At 66.2% G+C, this 18364-nt stretch carries 20 protein-coding genes and 1 other RNA gene; 15 read left to right on the forward strand and 6 right to left on the reverse strand.

Annotated features, from left to right (window positions below; translation table 11 throughout):
• Positions 1-164: 164 nt before the first annotated feature.
• From AAFN89_RS18995 to AAFN89_RS19020, 6 genes are all read left to right on the forward strand, one after another.
• A complete protein-coding gene (locus AAFN89_RS18995) occupies positions 165-1724 on the forward strand; it encodes a trimethylamine methyltransferase family protein (protein ID WP_347540793.1) in 1560 nt (519 codons plus the stop codon).
• Between the two features lie 63 nt (positions 1725-1787).
• Positions 1788-2495 carry a B12-binding domain-containing protein gene (locus AAFN89_RS19000; protein ID WP_347540794.1) on the forward strand — a complete coding sequence of 236 codons (708 nt, stop codon included), beginning with the start codon at positions 1788-1790 and terminating at the stop codon, positions 2493-2495.
• 9 nt (positions 2496-2504) lie between these two features.
• Positions 2505-3647, forward strand: coding sequence for a DUF559 domain-containing protein (locus AAFN89_RS19005; RefSeq protein ID WP_347540795.1), 1143 nt, complete (start codon positions 2505-2507; stop codon positions 3645-3647).
• A gap of 3 nt (positions 3648-3650) precedes the next feature.
• The gene (locus AAFN89_RS19010; RefSeq protein WP_347540796.1) at positions 3651-3953 is read left to right on the forward strand and encodes a virulence factor; all 303 of its coding nucleotides are present in this window, start codon (positions 3651-3653) and stop codon (positions 3951-3953) included.
• Between the two features lie 117 nt (positions 3954-4070).
• A complete protein-coding gene (locus AAFN89_RS19015) occupies positions 4071-4985 on the forward strand; it encodes a methyltetrahydrofolate cobalamin methyltransferase (protein WP_347540797.1) in 915 nt (304 codons plus the stop codon).
• Positions 4986-4998: 13 nt separating this feature from the next.
• Positions 4999-7077 carry an ASKHA domain-containing protein gene (locus AAFN89_RS19020; protein ID WP_347540798.1) on the forward strand — a complete coding sequence of 693 codons (2079 nt, stop codon included), beginning with the start codon at positions 4999-5001 and terminating at the stop codon, positions 7075-7077.
• A 65-nt stretch (positions 7078-7142) separates the two neighbouring features.
• Here the strand turns inward: AAFN89_RS19020 and bmt are convergent, their stop codons facing one another.
• A complete protein-coding gene (gene bmt / locus AAFN89_RS19025; RefSeq protein ID WP_347540799.1) occupies positions 7143-8147 on the reverse strand; it encodes a betaine--homocysteine S-methyltransferase in 1005 nt (334 codons plus the stop codon).
• A 245-nt stretch (positions 8148-8392) separates the two neighbouring features.
• On the opposite strand from bmt, the gene AAFN89_RS19030 reads away from it, so the two are divergent.
• On the forward strand, positions 8393-9127 hold the full coding sequence (locus tag AAFN89_RS19030) for a hypothetical protein (RefSeq protein WP_347540800.1): 735 nt from the start codon (positions 8393-8395) through the stop codon (positions 9125-9127).
• Positions 9128-9198: 71 nt separating this feature from the next.
• Positions 9199-9684 carry a GNAT family N-acetyltransferase gene (locus AAFN89_RS19035; protein WP_347540801.1) on the forward strand — a complete coding sequence of 162 codons (486 nt, stop codon included), beginning with the start codon at positions 9199-9201 and terminating at the stop codon, positions 9682-9684.
• Positions 9685-9802: 118 nt separating this feature from the next.
• On the opposite strand, the gene rpsU is transcribed toward AAFN89_RS19035, so the two are convergent.
• A complete protein-coding gene (gene rpsU / locus AAFN89_RS19040) occupies positions 9803-10006 on the reverse strand; it encodes a 30S ribosomal protein S21 (RefSeq protein ID WP_347540802.1) in 204 nt (67 codons plus the stop codon).
• A 179-nt stretch (positions 10007-10185) separates the two neighbouring features.
• Here rpsU and def point away from each other — a divergent pair, with 179 nt between their 5' ends.
• Together def and AAFN89_RS19050 are read left to right on the forward strand one after the other, a co-directional pair.
• Positions 10186-10737 (forward strand): peptide deformylase, encoded by a 552-nt coding sequence (gene def, locus AAFN89_RS19045; protein ID WP_347540803.1) that lies wholly within the window; start codon positions 10186-10188, stop codon positions 10735-10737.
• Positions 10727-11449 (forward strand): COQ9 family protein, encoded by a 723-nt coding sequence (locus AAFN89_RS19050; RefSeq protein ID WP_347540804.1) that lies wholly within the window; start codon positions 10727-10729, stop codon positions 11447-11449. Before def ends, AAFN89_RS19050 begins: the two co-directional genes overlap by 11 nt.
• On the opposite strand, the gene AAFN89_RS19055 is transcribed toward AAFN89_RS19050, so the two are convergent.
• The 3 genes from AAFN89_RS19055 to ssrA all read right to left on the reverse strand — a co-directional run bounded on the left by AAFN89_RS19055 (position 11430) and on the right by ssrA (position 12754).
• Positions 11430-11687, reverse strand: a complete 258-nt coding sequence (locus AAFN89_RS19055; RefSeq protein WP_347540805.1) for a hypothetical protein — start codon at positions 11685-11687, stop codon at positions 11430-11432. The two genes, AAFN89_RS19050 and AAFN89_RS19055, sit on opposite strands and share 20 nt — an antisense overlap.
• A 168-nt stretch (positions 11688-11855) precedes the next feature.
• Positions 11856-12341, reverse strand: coding sequence for a ClpXP protease specificity-enhancing factor SspB (locus AAFN89_RS19060; protein WP_347540806.1), 486 nt, complete (start codon positions 12339-12341; stop codon positions 11856-11858).
• A gap of 70 nt (positions 12342-12411) precedes the next feature.
• Positions 12412-12754: a transfer-messenger RNA gene (gene ssrA / locus AAFN89_RS19065) on the reverse strand.
• 114 nt (positions 12755-12868) lie between these two features.
• On the opposite strand from ssrA, the gene AAFN89_RS19070 reads away from it, so the two are divergent.
• Complete coding sequence (locus AAFN89_RS19070) at positions 12869-13306, forward strand: hypothetical protein (protein WP_347540807.1); 438 nt, start codon at positions 12869-12871, stop codon at positions 13304-13306.
• Between the two features lie 428 nt (positions 13307-13734).
• Here AAFN89_RS19070 and AAFN89_RS19075 read toward each other — a convergent pair whose 3' ends face one another.
• Positions 13735-14640 (reverse strand): LysR family transcriptional regulator, encoded by a 906-nt coding sequence (locus tag AAFN89_RS19075; RefSeq protein WP_347540808.1) that lies wholly within the window; start codon positions 14638-14640, stop codon positions 13735-13737.
• Positions 14641-14744: 104 nt separating this feature from the next.
• Between AAFN89_RS19075 and AAFN89_RS19080 the strand changes: the two genes are divergently transcribed.
• From AAFN89_RS19080 to AAFN89_RS19095, 4 genes are all read left to right on the forward strand, one after another.
• On the forward strand, positions 14745-15920 hold the full coding sequence (locus AAFN89_RS19080) for an MFS transporter (protein WP_347540809.1): 1176 nt from the start codon (positions 14745-14747) through the stop codon (positions 15918-15920).
• Between the two features lie 14 nt (positions 15921-15934).
• Complete coding sequence (locus AAFN89_RS19085) at positions 15935-16993, forward strand: SDR family oxidoreductase (protein WP_347540810.1); 1059 nt, start codon at positions 15935-15937, stop codon at positions 16991-16993.
• Between the two features lie 69 nt (positions 16994-17062).
• The gene (locus AAFN89_RS19090) at positions 17063-17857 is read left to right on the forward strand and encodes a thymidylate synthase (protein ID WP_347540811.1); all 795 of its coding nucleotides are present in this window, start codon (positions 17063-17065) and stop codon (positions 17855-17857) included.
• Positions 17857-18357, forward strand: a complete 501-nt coding sequence (locus AAFN89_RS19095) for a dihydrofolate reductase (protein ID WP_347540812.1) — start codon at positions 17857-17859, stop codon at positions 18355-18357. The genes AAFN89_RS19090 and AAFN89_RS19095 overlap by 1 nt, the downstream gene beginning before the upstream one ends.
• Positions 18358-18364: the final 7 nt, after the last annotated feature.

Below are 18364 nucleotides of genomic sequence, written 5' to 3' on the forward strand. Positions count from 1 at the left end.
AGGATAGCGCCGGAAATCTCGGAGGGCGACCCCTCTGGGCGACGAAAATCCAAGCCGTTCCAAGGGCATGTCGTCTGACAAACAATCCGTGTCGCAAACCTGCTTGTCCCCGACGGGGCGCGGGTCGATAGAGTCGTTTCATTCGCGTGCGGGAGGATCGGGCGATGACCGTTTCCGTGGAACAGAGTGTCGACCACCGGTCCCGGCGGGGCCGGGGCGGAGCGGAGGCGCGCCGCGCCTCCAGGCGGGGCGGGCCGATCCACCAGATGCGCTGCATAGAGCGCAAGATCTCCGTCTATGAGGCGCTGACGCCCGAAGGGCTGGAGATCATCGAATATAATGCGGAGACGGTGCTGGAAGAGATCGGCATCGACTTCAAGGACGATCCGGAGACGCTGGCCCTGTGGAAGGACGCCGGCGCCGACGTTCAGGGGCAACGCGTCCGCTTTCCGCGCGGCCTCGTCCGCGGCCTGCTCGCGACCGCTCCTCGCGGCTTCGTCCAGCATGCCCGCAATCCCGACCGCAGCGTCACCGTCGGCAGCAACCACACCATCTTCGCGCCCGTCTACGGCCCGCCCTTCATCCGCACGCTGGACGAGGGTCGGCGCTACGCGACGATCGAGGATTTCCGGAATTTCGTGAAGCTGGCCTACATGACGCCGGTGATGCACCATTCCGGCGGCACGGTCTGCGAACCCGTCGATCTGCCGGTGAACAAACGGCACCTCGATATGGTGGCGGCCCATATCCGCTTTTCCGACAAGCCCTTCATGGGATCGGTCACCGCGCCGGAACGCGCGGCCGACACGGTGGAGATGGCGCGCATCCTGTTCGGCGCGGATTTCGTGGACCAGAACTGCGTCCTGATCAGCCTGATCAACGCCAACTCTCCCATGGTCTGGGATTCGGTGATGCTGGGCGCGCTCAAGACCTATGCCCGCGCCAACCAGGCCTGCATCGTCACGCCCTTCATCCTGGCCGGGGCGATGGCTCCGGTAACGGCGGCGGGGGTCCTGACCCAGACGCTGGCCGAAGCGATGACCGGCATGGCGCTGACCCAACTCGTCCGGCCGGGCGCGCCGGTCGTCTTCGGGTCCTTCGCGTCCTCCATCTCCATGCAGTCGGGCGCGCCGACCTTCGGCACGCCGGAGCCGGCACTGGTGCTTTATGGCGCAGCGCAGCTCGCCCGGCGGCTCGGCGTTCCGTTCCGCTCCGGCGGCTCGCTCTGCGCGTCCAAGGTTCCGGACGCCCAGGCCGCCTACGAAAGCGCGCAGACCCTGCTGCCGACCATGCTCGGCGGCGTCAATTTCGTGCTGCATTCGGCCGGCTGGCTCGAAGGCGGGCTCGTCAGCTCCTATGAGAAATTCATACTCGATTCAGACCAGCTCGGCATGATGCAGGTCATGGCCGAAGGCATCGACATGTCTGAGAACGGGCAGGCTCTCTCGGCGATCCGTGAGGTCGGGCCAGGCAGCCACTATCTCGGCTGCGCCCACACCCAGGCGAATTTCGAAAGCGCCTTCTACCGCTCGCCCGTCGCCGACAACAATTCGTTCGAGCAGTGGCTGGCGGAAGGGGAGCAGGACGCCGCCCAGCGCGCCAACGGCCTGTGGAAGAAGAAGCTGGCTGAATATGAAGCGCCGCCCCTCGATCCGGCGGTGGACGAGGCGCTGGAGGCCTTCATGGCGGAGAAGAAATCCTCCATGCCCGACGCGTTCGTATGATGGTCAACCGGCCCTTCCGCCCTCGGTGACGGCGGGGCCCTCAGCAGCGAGAGATATCAGACCATGGCCGATCAGGAAGATTTGGATCTCAACTCCCTCCCCGACGACGAGCTTGTCGAGCAGATGTGGGACGATCTCTATGACGGGCTGAAGGATGAGGTCGTGGAGGGGGTGAACATCCTCCTCGGCCGCGGCTGGGCGCCCTATGACGTGCTGACCAAGGCGCTGGTCGAAGGCATGCGGATCGTCGGCGTCGATTTCCGCGACGGCATCCTGTTCGTGCCGGAGGTGCTGCTGTCGGCCAATTCGATGAAGGCCGGAATGCACATCCTTCGCCCGCTGCTGGCGGAGACCGGCGCGCCGAAGCAGGGCAAGATGGTCATCGGTACGGTCAAGGGCGACATTCACGACATCGGCAAGAACCTCGTCTCCATGATGATGGAGGGAGCGGGCTTCGAGGTCATCGACATCGGCATCAACAATGCGGTGGAGAAGTACCTGGAGGCGCTGGAGGAGCACAAGCCCGACATCCTCGGCATGTCGGCGCTGCTGACCACCACCATGCCCTACATGAAGGTGGTCATCGACACGCTGAAGGAGAAAGGGCTGCGGGACGATTTCATCGTCATGGTCGGCGGCGCGCCGCTGAACGAGGAATTCGCCCGACAGGTCGGGGCCGACGCCTATTGCCGCGACGCGGCGGTGGCGGTGGAGACGGCGAAGGACCTCATCAAGCGCAAGCACAACCAGTTCGCTGGCGCGACCGGATAGGCGGCGGTGATGACGGCGGCCGCGCCTTCGGTCCTGCTGATCGCCTGCGGCGCGCTGGCGCGGGAGACGCTGGCGGTCGTCCGGGCCAGCCGACTGGACCATATCGCCGTCACCTGCCTGCCGGCGATTCTGCACAACCGGCCGAACCTGATTCCCGACCGGTTGCGCCAGCGCATCCGCACCGCGCGCGGCCAGGGCTATGACCGCATCTTCGTCCTCTACGCCGATTGCGGCACGGGCGGCGGCATCGACGCGGTCTGCGCGGAGGAGGGGGCGGAGCGCATCGCCGGCCCCCATTGCTACAGCTTCTATGCCGGGGCGGAGACATTCGATGCGCTGATGGAGGAGGAGATCGGCACCTTCTTCCTGACCGACTATCTGGCCCGTCATTTCGACCGGCTGGTGATGGAGGGGCTGGGCCTTGACCGCCACCCGGAACTCCGCGAACTGATGTTCGGCCATTACCGCCGGCTGATCTACCTGTCCCAGACCGACGACCCGGCCCTGCTGGAAAAAGCGCGCACCGCCGCCGCCCGCCTCGCCCTAACCTTCGAACACCGCCCCACCGGGTACGGTGAACTGGCGACTTTTGTCCGGCGTGCCGCCGAAGCCCCCTCACCCCGGCCCTCTCCCACAAGGCGAGAGGGAGAAACAAAGCCCTCTCCCCTCGTGGGAGAGGGAGGGGCCCGGCGGAGCCGGGAGGGTGAGGGGGGTGCTCTTCTCAACCGTGCTCGCGATTTAAGACATAACTCCACCACCGCCGAACGCCGCCTTTGGCGCGCCCTGCGCAGCCGTCAGTTCGAAGGCTGGAAATTCTGCCGGCAGGTGCCGTTCCACTCGTATGTGCTGGATTTCGTCTGCTTCGACGCTCGGCTGGTCGTGGAGGTCGATGGCGGCCAGCACGCCGACCGCCGTGAAGCCGACCTGAAGCGCACGCGCGCGCTGGAATCCGAAGGATTCGAAGTCGCCCGGTTCTGGAATAACGAGGTGATGGGAAACCTCGACGGCGTGCTGAAATCCCTCCGCCAGCGCCTGGGCCCGCCACCCCCTCACCCCGACCCTCTCCCACGAGGGGAGAGGGAGAAAAAGCCCTCTCCCCTCGTGGGAGAGGGAGGGACCCGGCGAAGCCGGGAGGGTGAGGGGGCTCGCTGACCCATGCCGCAAATCACCATCCTCTATTGGCGGGACATTCCCTCCCAAATCGTCGCCTCCGCCGGCCGGCGGAACCAGGTGAAACTGCTGCTGTCCCAGCGCTTCCAGGACACGATCGACCGCGCCGCCATGCGCGGCGGGGCGCGGGGGGCGGACGCCTATCTGGAGGAATGGCGGCGCGGCGAGCCGGCGGAGTGCGGCGACGACCTCCAGGCGGAGGCGGACGCGCTGGCGTCCCGGCTGGAGGCGGCGTTCGACGATGCCCGCCTGAAGGCGCTGGTCGCATCCGGCGGCGTTACCTCATGACGCCGGGCCTCATGACGCCCGCATGATACTCCATGCCGCACCGGAGCGATCGACGGAACCCTTCGGACCCGTAGGGTTTTCCCCGGACAAGGCTCATCTGGCGAAAAGGGATCGCGCATGACCGATACGGTGGTGTCCTCCGCGACGAAGGAGGTGGCGATCGGCTTCGACCGGCCCTTCGTCATTATTGGCGAGCGCATCAATCCCACCGGCCGCAAGTTGCTGGCGGCGGAGATGGCGGCCGGCGATTTCTCCCGCGTGGTGTCCGACGCCATGGCCCAGGTCGAGGCCGGGGCGCACATGCTGGACGTGAACGCCGGCATCCCGCTGGCCGACGAGCCGGCCATCCTTGCGGAGACGATCAGGCTGGTGCAGTCGATCACCGACGTTCCGCTCTCGATCGATTCCTCCATCGTCGCCGCGCTGGAGGCCGGGCTTGCGGTCTATCAAGGCAAGGCGCTGGTGAATTCGGTGACGGGAGAGGAGGAGCGGCTGGAGGCGGTGCTGCCGCTCATCAAGAAGTACGGCGCGGCCGTCGTCGCGATCTCCAATGACGAGACCGGCATTTCCGAGGATCCCGACGAACGTTTCGCCGTGGCGAAGAGGATCGTCGAGCATGCGGCCGATTACGGCATCCCGGCGTCGGACATCGTGGTCGATCCGCTGGTCATGCCGGTCGGCGCGATCAATGTCGCCGGGGCGACGGCGTTCAAAATCATCCGCCGGTTGCGGGAGGAACTGAAGGTCAACACGACCTGCGGGGCCTCCAACATCTCCTTCGGCCTGCCCAATCGCCACGGGCTGAATGCGGCCTTCCTCTCTATGGCGATCGGCGCGGGCATGACCTGCGCGATCACCAACCCGCTCCATGCGGAGGAGATGACCGGCGTGATGGGCGCGGACGTGATGATGGGGCACGACCCCAACTGCGCCCGCTGGATCCGCAAGTTCCGCGAACCGGCGGCCGAAGGGGCCGAAGCCGCGGGCGGCCGCGGCGGCAGGGAAGGCCGCCGCCGCCGGGCCGTCGGATAATAGGAGAAGGGCGGTGACGCTCACCAACAGGCGCGCGGAGCCACCGCCGGAAGGCGGGCAGACGGACGCCTCCGACAGGTCGGAGACCGGGGAAGCGCTGGTCGTCTTCACGCCGTCGGGCAGGCGCGGACGGTTCCCTCGCGGCTCCACAGTATTGGAGGCCGCGCGTTCGCTGGGCGTCGATATCGACAGCGTATGCGGCGGCCGGTCGATCTGCGGGCGCTGTCAGGTGGAGATCGGGGAAGGCAGGTTCGCCAAACACGGCATCGACAGCCGCGCCTTCCATGTGACCGAGGCGACGCCGGGCGAGGCGCGCTACGCCGACAAGCGGGGGCTCGCGGCCGGGCGGCGGCTCTCCTGCCAGTCCCGCATCCAGGGCGACCTGGTCATCGACGTGCCGCCGGAAAGCCAGGTCCACAAGCAGGTCATCCGCAAGCGCGCCGAGGTCCGGGCGATCGAGGTCGATCCGGAGGTCAAGCTGCATTATGTGGAGGTCGCCGAACCCGACCTGCACGATCCTTCCGGCGATCTCCGCCGGCTGGAGGATGCGCTGCGCCAGCAATGGGAGATCGGGGATCTGTCCTGCGACCTCCGCGTCCTCCAGACCGTGCAGAAGGCGCTGCGCGACGGCGACTGGAAGGTGACCGTCGCGGTCCGCGAGGGAGAAAGGCTGCTGACCGTCTGGCCTGGCTTCCATGACAGGATCTACGGCATCGCCTTCGACATCGGCTCCACCACCATCGCCGCCCATCTCTGCGATCTGGAGACGGGCGAGGTTCTGGCGGCGGGCGGCCGGATGAACCCGCAGATCCGCTTCGGCGAGGATCTGATGAGCCGGGTTTCCTACATCATGATGAATCCGGGCGGCGAGGCTGCGCTGACCGCCGCCGTGCGGGAGGCGTTGAACGCCCTGGCGGGGGAGGTGGCGGCGGAAGCCGGGATCGACCTCAACAACATCCTGGAGGTCACGATCGTCGGCAACCCGATCATGCATCATCTGGTGCTGGGCATCGATCCGACGGAGCTGGGCGGCGCGCCCTTCGCGCTCGCCACCGATCAGGCGCTGAACATCTGGGCCAGCGAGATCGACCTGCGGATCAATCCCGACGGCCGCGCCTATGTGCTGCCCTGCATCGCCGGCCATGTCGGGGCGGACACGGCCGCCGTCATCCTGTCGGAGACGCCCTATTTGTCGGACGAGCTGCGACTGGTCGTCGATGTCGGCACGAATGCGGAGATCGTGCTCGGCAACCGGCAGCGGTTGCTCGCCTGCTCAAGCCCGACCGGGCCGGCCTTCGAGGGCGCGCAGATTTCCTGCGGCCAGCGCGCCGCGCCCGGCGCGATCGAGCGGGTGCGGATCGACCCTGAGACGCTGGAGCCCCGGTTCCGGATCATCGGCGGCGATCTCTGGTCGGACGAACCCGGATTCTACGATATGGCGGTCCGCACCGGCGTCACCGGCATCTGCGGGTCGGGCATCATCGAGGTGCTGGCGGAGATGTACCTGGCCGGCATCCTCACTGCCGACGGCGTGATCGACGGATCGCTCGCGGCGCGGTCGCCGCGCATCGTGCCGGACGGCCGCACCTTCTCCTACGTCCTCCAATACGCCGATGGCCTGTCGACGGAGAAGCGGATCACCCAGACCGACGTCCGGGCGGTCCAGCTCGCCAAGGCGGCGCTCTATGCCGGTATCCGGCTGCTGATGGACAGGATGGGCGTGGAATCGGTCGACCGCATCACGCTGGCCGGCGCGTTCGGCAGCCATATCGACGTGAAATACGCGATGGTGCTGGGTCTCATCCCCGATTGCGACCTGGCGAAGGTCGGATCGGCCGGCAACGCGGCGGGCACCGGCGCGCGCATCGCGCTGGTCAACCGATCCTCTCGCGCGGAGATCGAGCGCGTCGTCCGTCAGGTGGAGAAGGTGGAGACGGCTGTGGAGCCGAAATTCCAGGACCATTTCGTCCGCGCCATGGCCATCCCCCACAAATCCGATCCCTTCCCCAACCTCCGCGCCGCCGTGACCCTGCCTGAGCCGAGGGAGGCCGCTGGGCCGGAGGAGGGAAGGCGGAGACGTAGGCGAGGGTAAACCATTTTCACCCTCTCCCGCCTGCGGGAGAGGGAGGGACCCGCAAAGCGGGAGGGTGAGGGTGTCTACCCCCGCCGTCGTTTCCGTTCCCGCCTTTCCTCGCCATCCGTCTTGGCCGGCGCGTTCAGCGGGCCCAGCGCCGCCGCCACCGCCTCCAGGCTCGGCGGATCGCGTCTTGGCCTCGTCCCCACAGCCTCGACCATCGCCCTGATGTGGGCGGCGGTGTTGCCGCAGCAGCCGCCGATGATCCGGGCGCCGGCGTCGCGGGCGAGCGCGGCATAGTCGGCCATCACGTCCGGGCTGCCGTCATAATGGATGTGCCCCGCGCGGTATTGCGGGATGCCGGCATTGCCCTTGGCGACGACGACCGCTTCCGGCCCCGCGGCGGCGACCAGCCCCAGCACGGATTCCAGAAGCTGGCTGGGGCCGATCCCGCAATTGGCTCCGATCGCGACGGGCGGGACCGGCAGACCGGCGGCCAGTTTCGCCGCCTCCGCCGTGGTCACGCCCATCATGGTGCGGCCATGGGTGTCGAAGGTCAGCGTCGCCACGATTGGCAGGCCCGTACGCGCCGCGCCGGCGACCGCGGCCGTCAGCTCGTCCATGGCGGAGATGGTCTCGATCCACAAGAGATCGACCCCACCCTCCTTCAGCGCCTCGGCCTGGGCGGCGAAAGCCTCCTCCGCCTCCGCCGTGGACAGCGCGCCGACCGGGGCCATGATGTCGCCCGTCGGACCCATCGACCCGGCGACCAGCACCTTATGACCGGCCTGGTCGGCGACATTCCGCGCGACTTCCGCCGCCGCGCGGTTCAACTCGCCCACCCGGCCCTGTAGCTGGTGCAGCATCAGCCGCCGCGCATTGCCGCCGAAGCTGTTGGTAAGCACGATGTCCGACCCGGCCTCGACGAATCCCCGATGCACCTCCGCCACCCGGTCGGGATGGTCGACGTTCCACAATTCCGGATTGTCCCCGGTCTCCAGCCCCAGGGCGAACAGGCTGGTGCCCATCGCGCCGTCGGCGAACAGGACGGGCTTGCGGGATAGAAGGTCGCGAATCGGGTCTGTCATCTGGCGCGGTCGCATCGTCGGTTGGCGGTCAGGCGCGGCAGGATGCCTCGAAGCCTTTCCTATCGATGGCGCTGGATGCGCCGCCCGATAGTCCAGCGGCGTCTTCCGGCCGGCGCAAGCCGAAATTTTTCGGGAAGCGGGGTTGGCGGCCCGTGTTCGACGCGTTAACCAATTCGTGACAAGTGGCGAATTAGAATCACATTGATTCGATTGGAGATTCGCCCCCAACAGCCTGATCCGGCCCTATGCGCACCCATCCTATCCATCGCCGCCTGTTACGACACTGCCTGTTCCTTCTGGCCTTCCTCATCGCCCTTCCGGCGATGGCGGCGCAGGAGGAGGAGCCCGCCGCCCTGCTGGTCGGCCCACTCAGCGCGCCTTCCGGAACCGCCAGCAGCCCGGCCTTCCTTCGGCCGGACGTGAGCGGGTCTCGGGACTGGCGGACCGGCGTGCGGGCGCGGGAAAGCTACTGGCTTCGAAGCACGACCGAGAACTATACGCTGAGCGGCGGCGTCAGCTTCGCCGGAAAGGCATGGCAGGGTGGGCGGACTCGCGCCGCCGACATGGTGGTCGGGGCGGAGGCTTCCTGGCGGCCGTTGCACGATCCGGTGACGGCCTTCCGCGTCGATATCGACGGCCGCTACGACGCGGTCGGTGATTCGGTGATCATGCACGGTGCAGCCGTGACCAAGCTGACCCAGCCGCGATTCTACGTCCTCTACCGCGTCGACGCAGACTATACTATGGCCAGCGATGGCGACGGTTCCTTGTCCAGCCGAACCAGCCTCGCGCTCCGCCATATCGGCAGCGGGCTCGGCATTTCCGCCATCGCCTTCCTGACACCGGCGGAGTGGGAGACCGACCTGTTCCTGGATTTCAGCCGGCGGGTCTTCGACCATCTGACCCTGACCGGACGGGTGGAGAACCCGTTCGAACAGATGAACGTCGCCGTCGGGGCGCGGTTCGACCTCCGGTTCTAGGACCCCGGCCCCTTCCTTCCTCCCCGCGCGTCGGGCATAACCCCTCCCGCGCCGATGCGAGAGGAAGATTGATGATTGTCGATGAACTGCTGATCCGCGATGCCGCCGATGGCGATTCGGCGGGGCTGATCGCCCTCATCGACGCCATCTTCCGGGAATATCCGGGTTGTGTGCTGGACCTGCAGGACGACATGCCCGACCTGCTGCGCCCGGCCAGCGCCTTCGCGGAGAAGGGCGGCCGGCTCTGGATCGTGGAGCGGGACGGGGAGATCGTCGCCTGCATCGGCTGCCGCTTCGACGGGCCGGAGGCGGAGCTGCTGCGGCTCTATGTCGGACGTGCGGCGCGGGGCGGCGGGATCGGCACGCGACTGGTCGCCCTGGTGGAGGATGCGGCGCGGCGGGTCGATTGCACGCGGATGGTGCTCTGGACCGACACCCGCTTCACGGACGCTCACCGGCTCTATGAAAGGCTGGGCTATGTCCGGCAGGAAGGGAGCCGGGCGCTGAACGACCTCTCCAACAGCGTCGAATATTGCTATCGCAAGGCGATGGCCTGATCGCTTCGACCCGCTCGGGAACGCGCGCAAGACAAAACCGCCCAGGCAACGGGGCCGGGCGGTCTCATCCAGCATTCATTCGCGGCGTCCTGAAAACGCCGCCGAGAATGTCGCGGGGCTAGTAGCCCTCGCGCTCCAGGCGCTTGCGCAGCAGCTTCCGGGCGCGGCGCACGGCCTCCGCCTTTTCGCGCGCACGCTTCTCCGAGGGCTTCTCGTAGTTGCGGCGCAGCTTCATCTCGCGGAAAATGCCTTCGCGCTGCATCTTCTTCTTCAGCGCGCGAAGGGCCTGGTCGACATTGTTGTCACGAACTTGAACTTGCACGTTAGTTCGTCGCTCCTTTCGGGGACACTCAAAGGTCAATGGTCCACAGAAAACCGTTGGCTCCCGCCCGTAAGGCGGGTCCAAGGGCGCAGTGTCTATCACGGGCGGCTCCGCTTGCCAAGATCGGATGCGCCCCAGATTTCGCGGAATTTCAAGAACCGGAACGAAGGCTCGAAACCATGACCCTGTTGAAGATCGCACTTATGGGACGTCCCGTGCTGCGCCGGAAGGCGGCGCCGATCGAGGATCCCACCGATCCGGCGGTGGCGGTCCTGGCGCGCGACATGATCGAAACGATGGAGGATGCCGGCGGCGTCGGGCTGGCGGCCCCGCAAATCCATGTCGATCGCCGGATCATCGTCTTCCGGGCGCCGGCGGAGCGCCTGACCGCCGGGGAGGATCCTCCGCCCGAGGGCGTGACGGTCCTGGTCAATCCGGTCGTCGAGCCGCTGGACGATACGATCGCGCTCGGCCTGGAAGGATGTCTCTCCATACCGGGCCTGCGCGGGCTGGTGCCGCGCCACGACCGCATCCGCTATTCCGGCACCGGGCTGGATGGCGGCCGGATCGAGCGGGAGGCGACGGGCTTTCATGCCCGTGTCGTCCAGCATGAGGTCGATCATCTGGACGGCATTCTCTATCTCGACCGCATGGACAGGATGGAAACGCTCGTCTTCGACAGCGAACTGCACCATCTCCTTGAGAAGGAGGAAGAAACCGATGACGACTGAACGGACGAGGGCCCGCGAGGCCGAGCGGTTGGCGCAGCGGGACCGCCTGATGCTGGCGGTCCTGCCCAACATCGCCTTCGACGGCTGGACCCGCCGCGCCCTTCATCTGGCCGCCGAATCGGTCGGGATGAAAGCTGGCGCCGCCGACGACCTGTTCCCCAGGGGCACGATCGACCTGATCGCCCATTTCAGCGACTGGGCGGACCGGCAAATGCTGGAGGCTCTGGCTGGCCATGACGGTTTCGCCGAATTGAAGGTCCGGGAGAAGATCACGCTGGGCGTTCGCACCCGGCTGGAGATCCTGGAGCCCCACCGGGATGCGGAGCGACGGGCGCTGGCCGTCCTGTCGATGCCCGGAAACGGCGTTGTCGCCAGCCGTCTTCTCTACCGGACGGTGGACGCGCTGTGGCATGCCGCGGGCGACGTCTCGACCGACTATAATTTCTACACCAAGCGCGGCTTGCTGGCGGCCGTCCAGGGATCGACGCTGCTCTACTGGCTGGGGGATTCCTCGGAGCGGCATGAGGCGAGCTGGGCTTTCCTCGATCGTCGGATCGCCAACGCTCTTGCCCTCGGCCGCACCGCCGGACGCGCCTCGCGCGTCGGCAGGCTGGTCTGCATCCCGGCCCGTCTCGCCGCCTCCGCCAAGCGACGGTGCGGCGGACGGGTCAGGTCGCTTTCGCCCTTCAGAGCTAGAAACGCGCCTGCCTGACGGGCGCGTGATAGGGTGGACGACGCCGTTCCAGGCCGGGCATCGCCTTGATTTTCCGTAATGCGTTGCGCGCCGCCTCGACCGCGCTTTCCATAGAGCAATAATAGGTGCCGTCCAGCGTCGTCAGCCGTGGGTCCGTCGTATAGAAGACGACCCGCAGGCCTAGCGACACCAGATCGCCGACCCGTTCTCCGCCGATAACAACTGCGTGATGCCGCAGGGACTCGTGTTGGTACATGGCCGCGCCTTTCCCTCAAGCCGAGATGTCAAGGTCTAGGCAACCACGGTCAGGATCCCTTTCCTCAGGGTCTGCCGGAAGTTGATATTCACCATAACAACCAAGATCGGGAATCGGGCGTGTCATTTGTTCGCCCGGCGCAAAAAAATATGAAGGAAGGGTAAAGGGCTATTTTTTTCGGAAATTATCCAGCGTGACGATCTTGCTGCCGTCCTCTTCCTTGGGCGGCTCGTCGGCAGTTTCCGGGGCTTCCAGATGGTCCTGGGAGGGCAAGGGAGGAGACGGATCCTCGGCGCCCGGGATTCGCTGGAACTGCAGGGCGAAATTCACCGAAGGGTCGGCGAAGGTGGTGATCGCCGCGAACGGGATGACCAGCCGTTCGTGCTTGTTGTTGAAGCTCAACGTGACCGCGAAGCCGGCCGTGTCGAGCTCCAGCCCGAAGAACTGATGCTGGAGGACGATCGTCATCTCCTCCGGGTACTGCTCCTTCAGATATGACGGAATGTCCACGTCCGGATTGTCGGTCGTGAACGTCAGGTAGAAATGATGGTTTCCGGGCAGCCCGCCTTCGGCCGCCTGGGTCAGCGCTTCGCGGACCACGCCGCGCAACGCTCGCTCGACCATGCGGTCGTATCGGAGTCGGTCTTCAACCATGCGGCAGAGACTAGACGCCTCAATCCGCCCTGTGAAGGGCTGGAAGCCGCCCGGCGCGCCGAAAATGGGAAGTGGGGGCTTCTGTTGCCAGGCGCCCCCCGACCCCGCCTTGGAGTGCAACCCCCAAGGGCTTAGATGTGGTCACCCGACCGCTTACGCGGCGAGGCGAACCTCAGCATTGTTGTCATTCGCAACTATGCAATGGCCCGATAACGGCGGAACCATGCCGGGCAAAAACCGTACCGTTCACCAGCCGTCGATCCTGTTTCGCCCCCAAGGTGGAAGTTTGGTGGAGGCGCGGGGGTGCTGCCCCCCCGGTCCGGTCAAGCTATTAGCTACGGCGTTTATCGCCATAGACGGAGCAAGCCCCGTCACCGATGAATATAGTGCGTCCGCCGCCGGTTTGGAAGGTGGCGTGAAGGAGTCCCACGTTCATCGGCGTTCATTGGGTGCAATTCCCATGAACCTCTGCCCGCTCCCGCCGGCCGAGCTTAATATCGGGCAGGTCTCTTGCCGGAGGGACGGCCATGTATATAGGGCTCATCGATCGCGTGCTTTATCCGAAGTTCTACCACTATCTTCGTTACGACCTGCCGGATGTGGCGGACGTGAAATCCATCCGACGCGCCTTCATGAAGTACGGTCAGCTTGACCACGCCGCTTTGAAGCGCGCGCTGAAATGGACGGAGCGGCCGACGGTGAACGTGACGGCGCTGGACGGCGATTACGGCTCGTTCCAGCCCGGCGTCAAATCCAACACGATAAAGATCGATTCCGACCTTGTGGACGAGTTCGAGGCCGGCCGCGACTGGGTTCGCAACAAGGGCGGCGACAAGGTCCACCTCGCCGGCGTCACGGTGCTCCACGAACTCATCCATTGGGCCGACGACCAGGACGGCTCCGACTACAAGGGCGAGGAGGGAGAACTGTTCGAAAAGAGGATCTACGGGAAGGTGCTGGGGTGAACCAGCCGGCCCCGCGCGGCATGGTAGGCTCGCCATGAGGAGGCGGGGCGAAACCTTCCTTTACTGTTCATTCCGGACTTGATCGGGCAATTGTGTTGTCAGGCCCATGCTTTTCCTCCTCGGCCTGAGCCCCGTCGAAGGGCGCGGGCACACATGGTGCGACTGGCTCACCATGAGGGAGTTGGGAGAATGGTTCTTTTGCTGGTCATTCCCGCGAAGGTCGCCCACTCTCGACACCGCATGGATGCTGGATCAAGTCCACCATGACATTGTTTTTGTTGGTCATTCCCGACTTGATCGGGAATCCATAGGCTCTTGCCGCTTCTCCGATCGCGAAGAACAGAGCACGGTTCCGGCAATCATCGACATCGCATGGATGACGGATCGGGGTCCGGCATGACGGTTTCGGGAAGGCGTCGACTCAACCTTCAGCCCATCCGCACCCTCTCCACCAGGAAGTCCAGGAAGGCGCGGACGCGGGCCGGCAGCAGGCCACCCTGGCCCAGATAGACGGCGTGGATCTCCTCGAGATCGCCGGGGCTGCAATTCTCCAGCACCGGCTCCAGCCGGCCGGCGGCGATGTCCGCCTCCACCAGGAAGGTGGCGAGGCGCGCCAGGCCCAGCCCGTTCACGGCCAGCGCCCGCAGCGCGTCGCCGTTGCTGACCCGGGCGCTGCCGATGGTGGGAACGACGATCCGGCGGTCCCCATCCATCAACGGCCATCCCTCAACCGCCCGGACATAGCCGAAGCCCAGCCTGTTGTGCCCGTCCAGCTCCGCCGGCGTCCTCGGGATTCCGCGCCGGCGGAGGTAGGAGGGCGCGCCGACGATCATCATCCGCGTCTCCCCCAGCTTCCGGGCGATGAGACGGGAGCTTTTCAGCGGCCCGTTGCGGATCGCGACATCGGTCCGCTCCTCCAGCAAATCGACCACATGGTCGGTCAAATCGATATCCAGGCTGACCTCCGGATGGCGCTCCAGGAATTCCTGCATCAGCGGCAGCAGGATGTGCATGCCCACGGGCACGCTGACATTGACCCGCAGCCGGCCGGACGGAATCTCGCTGGCCCCGGCGCAGCGCTCCGCCTCGTCCAGGTCGGCCAGCAGCCGTACCCCCCGTTCGAAGAAGGCGCAGCCCTCCGGCGTCAACTGGAGCCGCCGGGTCGACCGGTTGAGCAGTCTCGCCCCAAGCCGCGCCTCCAGCCGCGCGACCAGCTTGCTGACCGCCGAGGGCGTCATCCGGAAGGCCCGGGCGGCGGCTGAGAAACCACCCAGCTCCACCACCTTCACGAAGACCTCCATCTCGCCGGACCGGTTGACCTCCAATCGCGCCATTCATGATCTCGTTTCACAAATGATGTTCTTAAAGGATGTCTACTTCACCGGCGCCGGATCGTCCACCTAAGGGGCTTGAGCGAACGTCATCACGGAAAGACGACATGCCCCTTGCCCTCTACGCCCTCGCCGCCGGCGCCTTCGGGATCGGCGTCACCGAATTCGTCATCATGGGCCTGCTGCTGGAGGTCAGCGCCGATCTCGGCGTCTCGATCGCGGCGGCGGGCCTGCTGATCTCCGGCTATGCGCTGGGGGTCGTCGTCGGCGCGCCGCTGCTGACGGCCTTCACCAGCCGATGGCCGCGCAAGACGCTGCTGATCGCTCTGATGGCGATCTTCACAGCAGGCAATGCCGCCTGCGCGCTGGCACCAACATACGGGACGCTGATGGCGGCGCGCATGCTCACCGCGCTTGCCCACGGCACCTTCTTCGGCGTCGGCTCGGTGGTGGCGACCGGGCTCGTCGCGCCCGACCGCAAGGCCTCGGCGATCGCCATCATGTTCACCGGCCTGACCGTCGCCACCATCCTCGGCGTGCCGCTGGGAAGCTGGATCGGGCAGCAGTTCGGCTGGCGCGTGACCTTCTGGACTGTGACGCTGGTCGGGCTTGCGGCGCTGGCCGTCATCGCCGCCTTCGTGCCGAAGGACACGGCCACGCCTGAGGCCGGCGACTGGCGGGCGGATTTCAGGGCGATGGGACGCCGGCCGGTGCTTCTGGGCCTGCTGACGACGGTGCTGGGATATGCCGGCGTCTTCGCCGTCTTCACCTATATCGCGCCGCTCCTGACCGATATCGCCGGCTTCGCCGAAAGCGCCGTCTCGCCGATCCTGCTGGTCTTCGGCGGCGGCCTGATCGTCGGCAACCTTGTCGGCGGCCGACTGGCCGACAGGCATCTGGCGCCGACCGTGTTCGGCAGCCTGATCGTGCTTGCGGCCGTCCTGGCGCTCATGACCTTCGCCGTCCGCAATCCGGTTTCCGCCGTGATCTTCGTCGGCCTGCTGGGCGCTTCGGCCTTCGCCACGGTGCCGCCGCTCCAGATGTGGGTGCTGGAGAAGGCGGGCGGGGCGGGGAAAAGTCTCGCCTCCAGCTTCAACATCGCCGCCTTCAACCTCGGCAACGCACTCGGCGCGTGGCTTGGCGGCGTGGTGATCGCCCATGGGCCGGGGCTCGGCTCCGTCGCCTGGATCGCGGCGCTCCTGCCCCTTGCTGCGTTGCCCGTCGCCTTCCTAAGCCTCCGCCGGGATTCCGGCCGGCCGGGCGTCGTCGAATCAACTGTCTGAAGGATCATCACCCCATGAGCACGAATCGGAAAACCGCCCTCGTCGTCGGCGCGCAGGGCGTGATCGGCCGGAACCTCGTCGATCATCTGGCTGCGCTGGGCGATTGGGAGGTGATCGGCCTCTCCCGCCGGGGCGGGCAGGCGTCAGGGCCGGTTCGCCATATCGCGGTCGACCTGCTCGATCCCGATGATGCCCGCGCGAAACTCGGCGGCCTGAAGGAGGTGACGCACATCTTCTACGCCGCCTATCAGGATCGGCCGAGCTGGGCCGAACTCGTCCCGCCCAACCTCGCCATGCTGGTCAATGTCGTGGAGGCGGTGGAGCCGGCGGCGAAGAACCTCCGCCACATCAGCTTGATGCAGGGCTACAAGGTCTATGGCGCGCATCTCGGCCCCTTCAAGACGCCTGCGCGGGAAACCGACGCCGGGCACATGCCGCCGGAATTCAATGTCGACCAGCAGATGTTCCTGGAGGAACGGCAGAAGGGCAGGGCGTGGAGCTGGTCGGCCATCCGCCCGTCCGTCGTCGGCGGCTTCGCGCTGGGCAATCCGATGAACCTCGCCATGGTCATCGCGATCTACGCCTCGATGTCGAAGGAGTTGGGGCTGCCGCTCCGTTTCCCCGGCAAGCCCGGCGCCTATGACAGCCTGATCGAGATGACGGATTCCGGCCTTCTGGCGAAGGCGACGGTCTGGGCGGCGACGGATGAGGCTGCCGCCAACCAGGCGTTCAACATCAACAATGGCGACCTGTTCCGGTGGAGCGAGATGTGGCCGAAGATCGCCCGATTCTTCGATCTGGAGGTCGCCCCACAACTGCCCATGTCGCTTGCCGTCGTCATGGCGGACAAGGAGCCGCTATGGAACGGCATGGTCCAGAGGCACGGGCTGGAGCCGACGCCCTACCGGCAGGTCTCTTCCTGGGGCTTCGGCAATTTCGTCTTTTCCTGGGACTACGACATGTTCGCCGACGGCTCCAAGGCGCGCCGCTTCGGCTTCCACGAATATGTCGAGACCGAAGCGATGTTCATGCGCATCTTCCGGGATTTCCGCGATCGACGGATCATTCCGTGAGGGGGCCTTCCCAGCCCCTCCCGTCGCCGCTATCGTCGCCTCTCGTCCCCCGAATCCGAACGGTCAGGAATGAAGCAGTATCTGGAACTGATGCGCCGCGTGCGTGAGGACGGCGTCTACAAGGAGGACCGGACCGGCACCGGCACCTACAGCGTGTTCGGCCACCAAATGCGCTTCGACCTGGCGGATGGCTTCCCGCTGGTGACGACCAAGAAGCTGCACATGAAGTCGATCGTCCATGAGCTTCTGTGGTTCCTCAAGGGCGACACCAACATCGCCTACCTTAAGGAGAACGGCGTCCGCATCTGGGACGAATGGGCCGACGGGGATGGCGACCTTGGCCCGGTCTATGGCGCGCAATGGCGGTCATGGCCGACGCCGGACGGTGGGACGATCGACCAGATATCCCGGCTGGTCGACCAGATAGAGCGCAATCCGGACAGCCGCCGCCTGATCGTCAGCGCCTGGAACGTGGCGGACATAGAGAAGATGGCCCTGCCGCCCTGCCACTGCCTGTTCCAGTTCTACGTCGCGGACGGCCGTCTGTCCTGCCAGCTCTACCAGCGCAGTGCCGACATCTTCCTCGGCGTGCCGTTCAACATCGCCTCCTACGCGCTGCTGACGCTGATGGTGGCCCAGGTGACGGGGCTGAAGCCGGGGGATTTCGTCCACACTCTCGGCGACGCCCATCTCTACGCCAACCATCTGGAGCAGGCGGACATCCAGCTTTCCCGCACGCCCCTGCCGCTGCCGACGCTCAGGCTGAACCCGTCGCGGCAGTCGCTGTTCGACTTCGTCTATGAAGACATCGCGCTTGAGGGCTACCAGGCCCACCCGCACATCGCCGCGAAGGTCGCGGTCTGATGGCGATGCGCCGGTCGCTCGTCGTCGCCCATGACCGCAACCGGCTGATCGGCCGGGACAACGGCCTGCCCTGGCGGATATCGGAGGACCTCAAGCGGTTCAAGGCGATCACCATGGGCAAGCCGATCGTCATGGGGCGCAAGACCTTCCAATCGATCGGCCGCCCGCTGCCTGGCCGGCCCAACATCGTGGTGACGCGCGACCCCGGTTTCCGCGCCGATGGCGTCCATGTCGTCCACGACCTCGCCTCCGCCTGGGCGACGGCCGAAAGGCTGGCGGCCGAAGCGGGGGAGGCGGAGATCATGGTGATCGGCGGCGGGCATATCTACGCCGAATCGCTTCCCTCCGCCGACCGGCTCTATGTCACCCTGGTTGAGGGCGCGTTCGAAGGGGATGCGTACTTTCCGCCTTACGACAGCAAGGATTGGGTGGAGACGCGGCGGGAGGACCGTGCGGGTGACCCGCCTTTCTCCTTCCTCATCCTCGATCGTCGCGATTAACGGTTCC

It is taken from the genome of Inquilinus sp. CAU 1745, assembly GCF_039839375.1.
In the GTDB taxonomy this organism is placed as follows: Bacteria; Pseudomonadota; Alphaproteobacteria; order DSM-16000; family Inquilinaceae; genus JBDOQU01.

Excerpts from the sequence above, each read along its gene's own strand:
- AAFN89_RS18995 (WP_347540793.1), top strand. The coding sequence starts at position 165 with ATGACCGTTTCCGTGGAACAGAGTGTCGACCACCGGTCCCGGCGGGGC.
- AAFN89_RS19000 (WP_347540794.1), top strand. The coding sequence starts at position 1,788 with ATGGCCGATCAGGAAGATTTGGATCTCAACTCCCTCCCCGACGACGAG.
- AAFN89_RS19005 (WP_347540795.1), top strand. The coding sequence starts at position 2,505 with ATGACGGCGGCCGCGCCTTCGGTCCTGCTGATCGCCTGCGGCGCGCTG.
- AAFN89_RS19010 (WP_347540796.1), top strand. The coding sequence starts at position 3,651 with ATGCCGCAAATCACCATCCTCTATTGGCGGGACATTCCCTCCCAAATC.
- AAFN89_RS19015 (WP_347540797.1), top strand. The coding sequence starts at position 4,071 with ATGACCGATACGGTGGTGTCCTCCGCGACGAAGGAGGTGGCGATCGGC.
- bmt (WP_347540799.1), bottom strand. The coding sequence starts at position 8,147 with ATGACAGACCCGATTCGCGACCTTCTATCCCGCAAGCCCGTCCTGTTC.
- AAFN89_RS19030 (WP_347540800.1), top strand. The coding sequence starts at position 8,393 with ATGCGCACCCATCCTATCCATCGCCGCCTGTTACGACACTGCCTGTTC.
- AAFN89_RS19035 (WP_347540801.1), top strand. The coding sequence starts at position 9,199 with ATGATTGTCGATGAACTGCTGATCCGCGATGCCGCCGATGGCGATTCG.
- def (WP_347540803.1), top strand. The coding sequence starts at position 10,186 with ATGACCCTGTTGAAGATCGCACTTATGGGACGTCCCGTGCTGCGCCGG.
- AAFN89_RS19050 (WP_347540804.1), top strand. The coding sequence starts at position 10,727 with ATGACGACTGAACGGACGAGGGCCCGCGAGGCCGAGCGGTTGGCGCAG.
- AAFN89_RS19055 (WP_347540805.1), bottom strand. The coding sequence starts at position 11,687 with ATGTACCAACACGAGTCCCTGCGGCATCACGCAGTTGTTATCGGCGGA.
- AAFN89_RS19060 (WP_347540806.1), bottom strand. The coding sequence starts at position 12,341 with ATGGTTGAAGACCGACTCCGATACGACCGCATGGTCGAGCGAGCGTTG.
- AAFN89_RS19070 (WP_347540807.1), top strand. The coding sequence starts at position 12,869 with ATGTATATAGGGCTCATCGATCGCGTGCTTTATCCGAAGTTCTACCAC.
- AAFN89_RS19075 (WP_347540808.1), bottom strand. The coding sequence starts at position 14,640 with ATGGCGCGATTGGAGGTCAACCGGTCCGGCGAGATGGAGGTCTTCGTG.
- AAFN89_RS19080 (WP_347540809.1), top strand. The coding sequence starts at position 14,745 with ATGCCCCTTGCCCTCTACGCCCTCGCCGCCGGCGCCTTCGGGATCGGC.
- AAFN89_RS19085 (WP_347540810.1), top strand. The coding sequence starts at position 15,935 with ATGAGCACGAATCGGAAAACCGCCCTCGTCGTCGGCGCGCAGGGCGTG.
- AAFN89_RS19090 (WP_347540811.1), top strand. The coding sequence starts at position 17,063 with ATGAAGCAGTATCTGGAACTGATGCGCCGCGTGCGTGAGGACGGCGTC.
- AAFN89_RS19095 (WP_347540812.1), top strand. The coding sequence starts at position 17,857 with ATGGCGATGCGCCGGTCGCTCGTCGTCGCCCATGACCGCAACCGGCTG.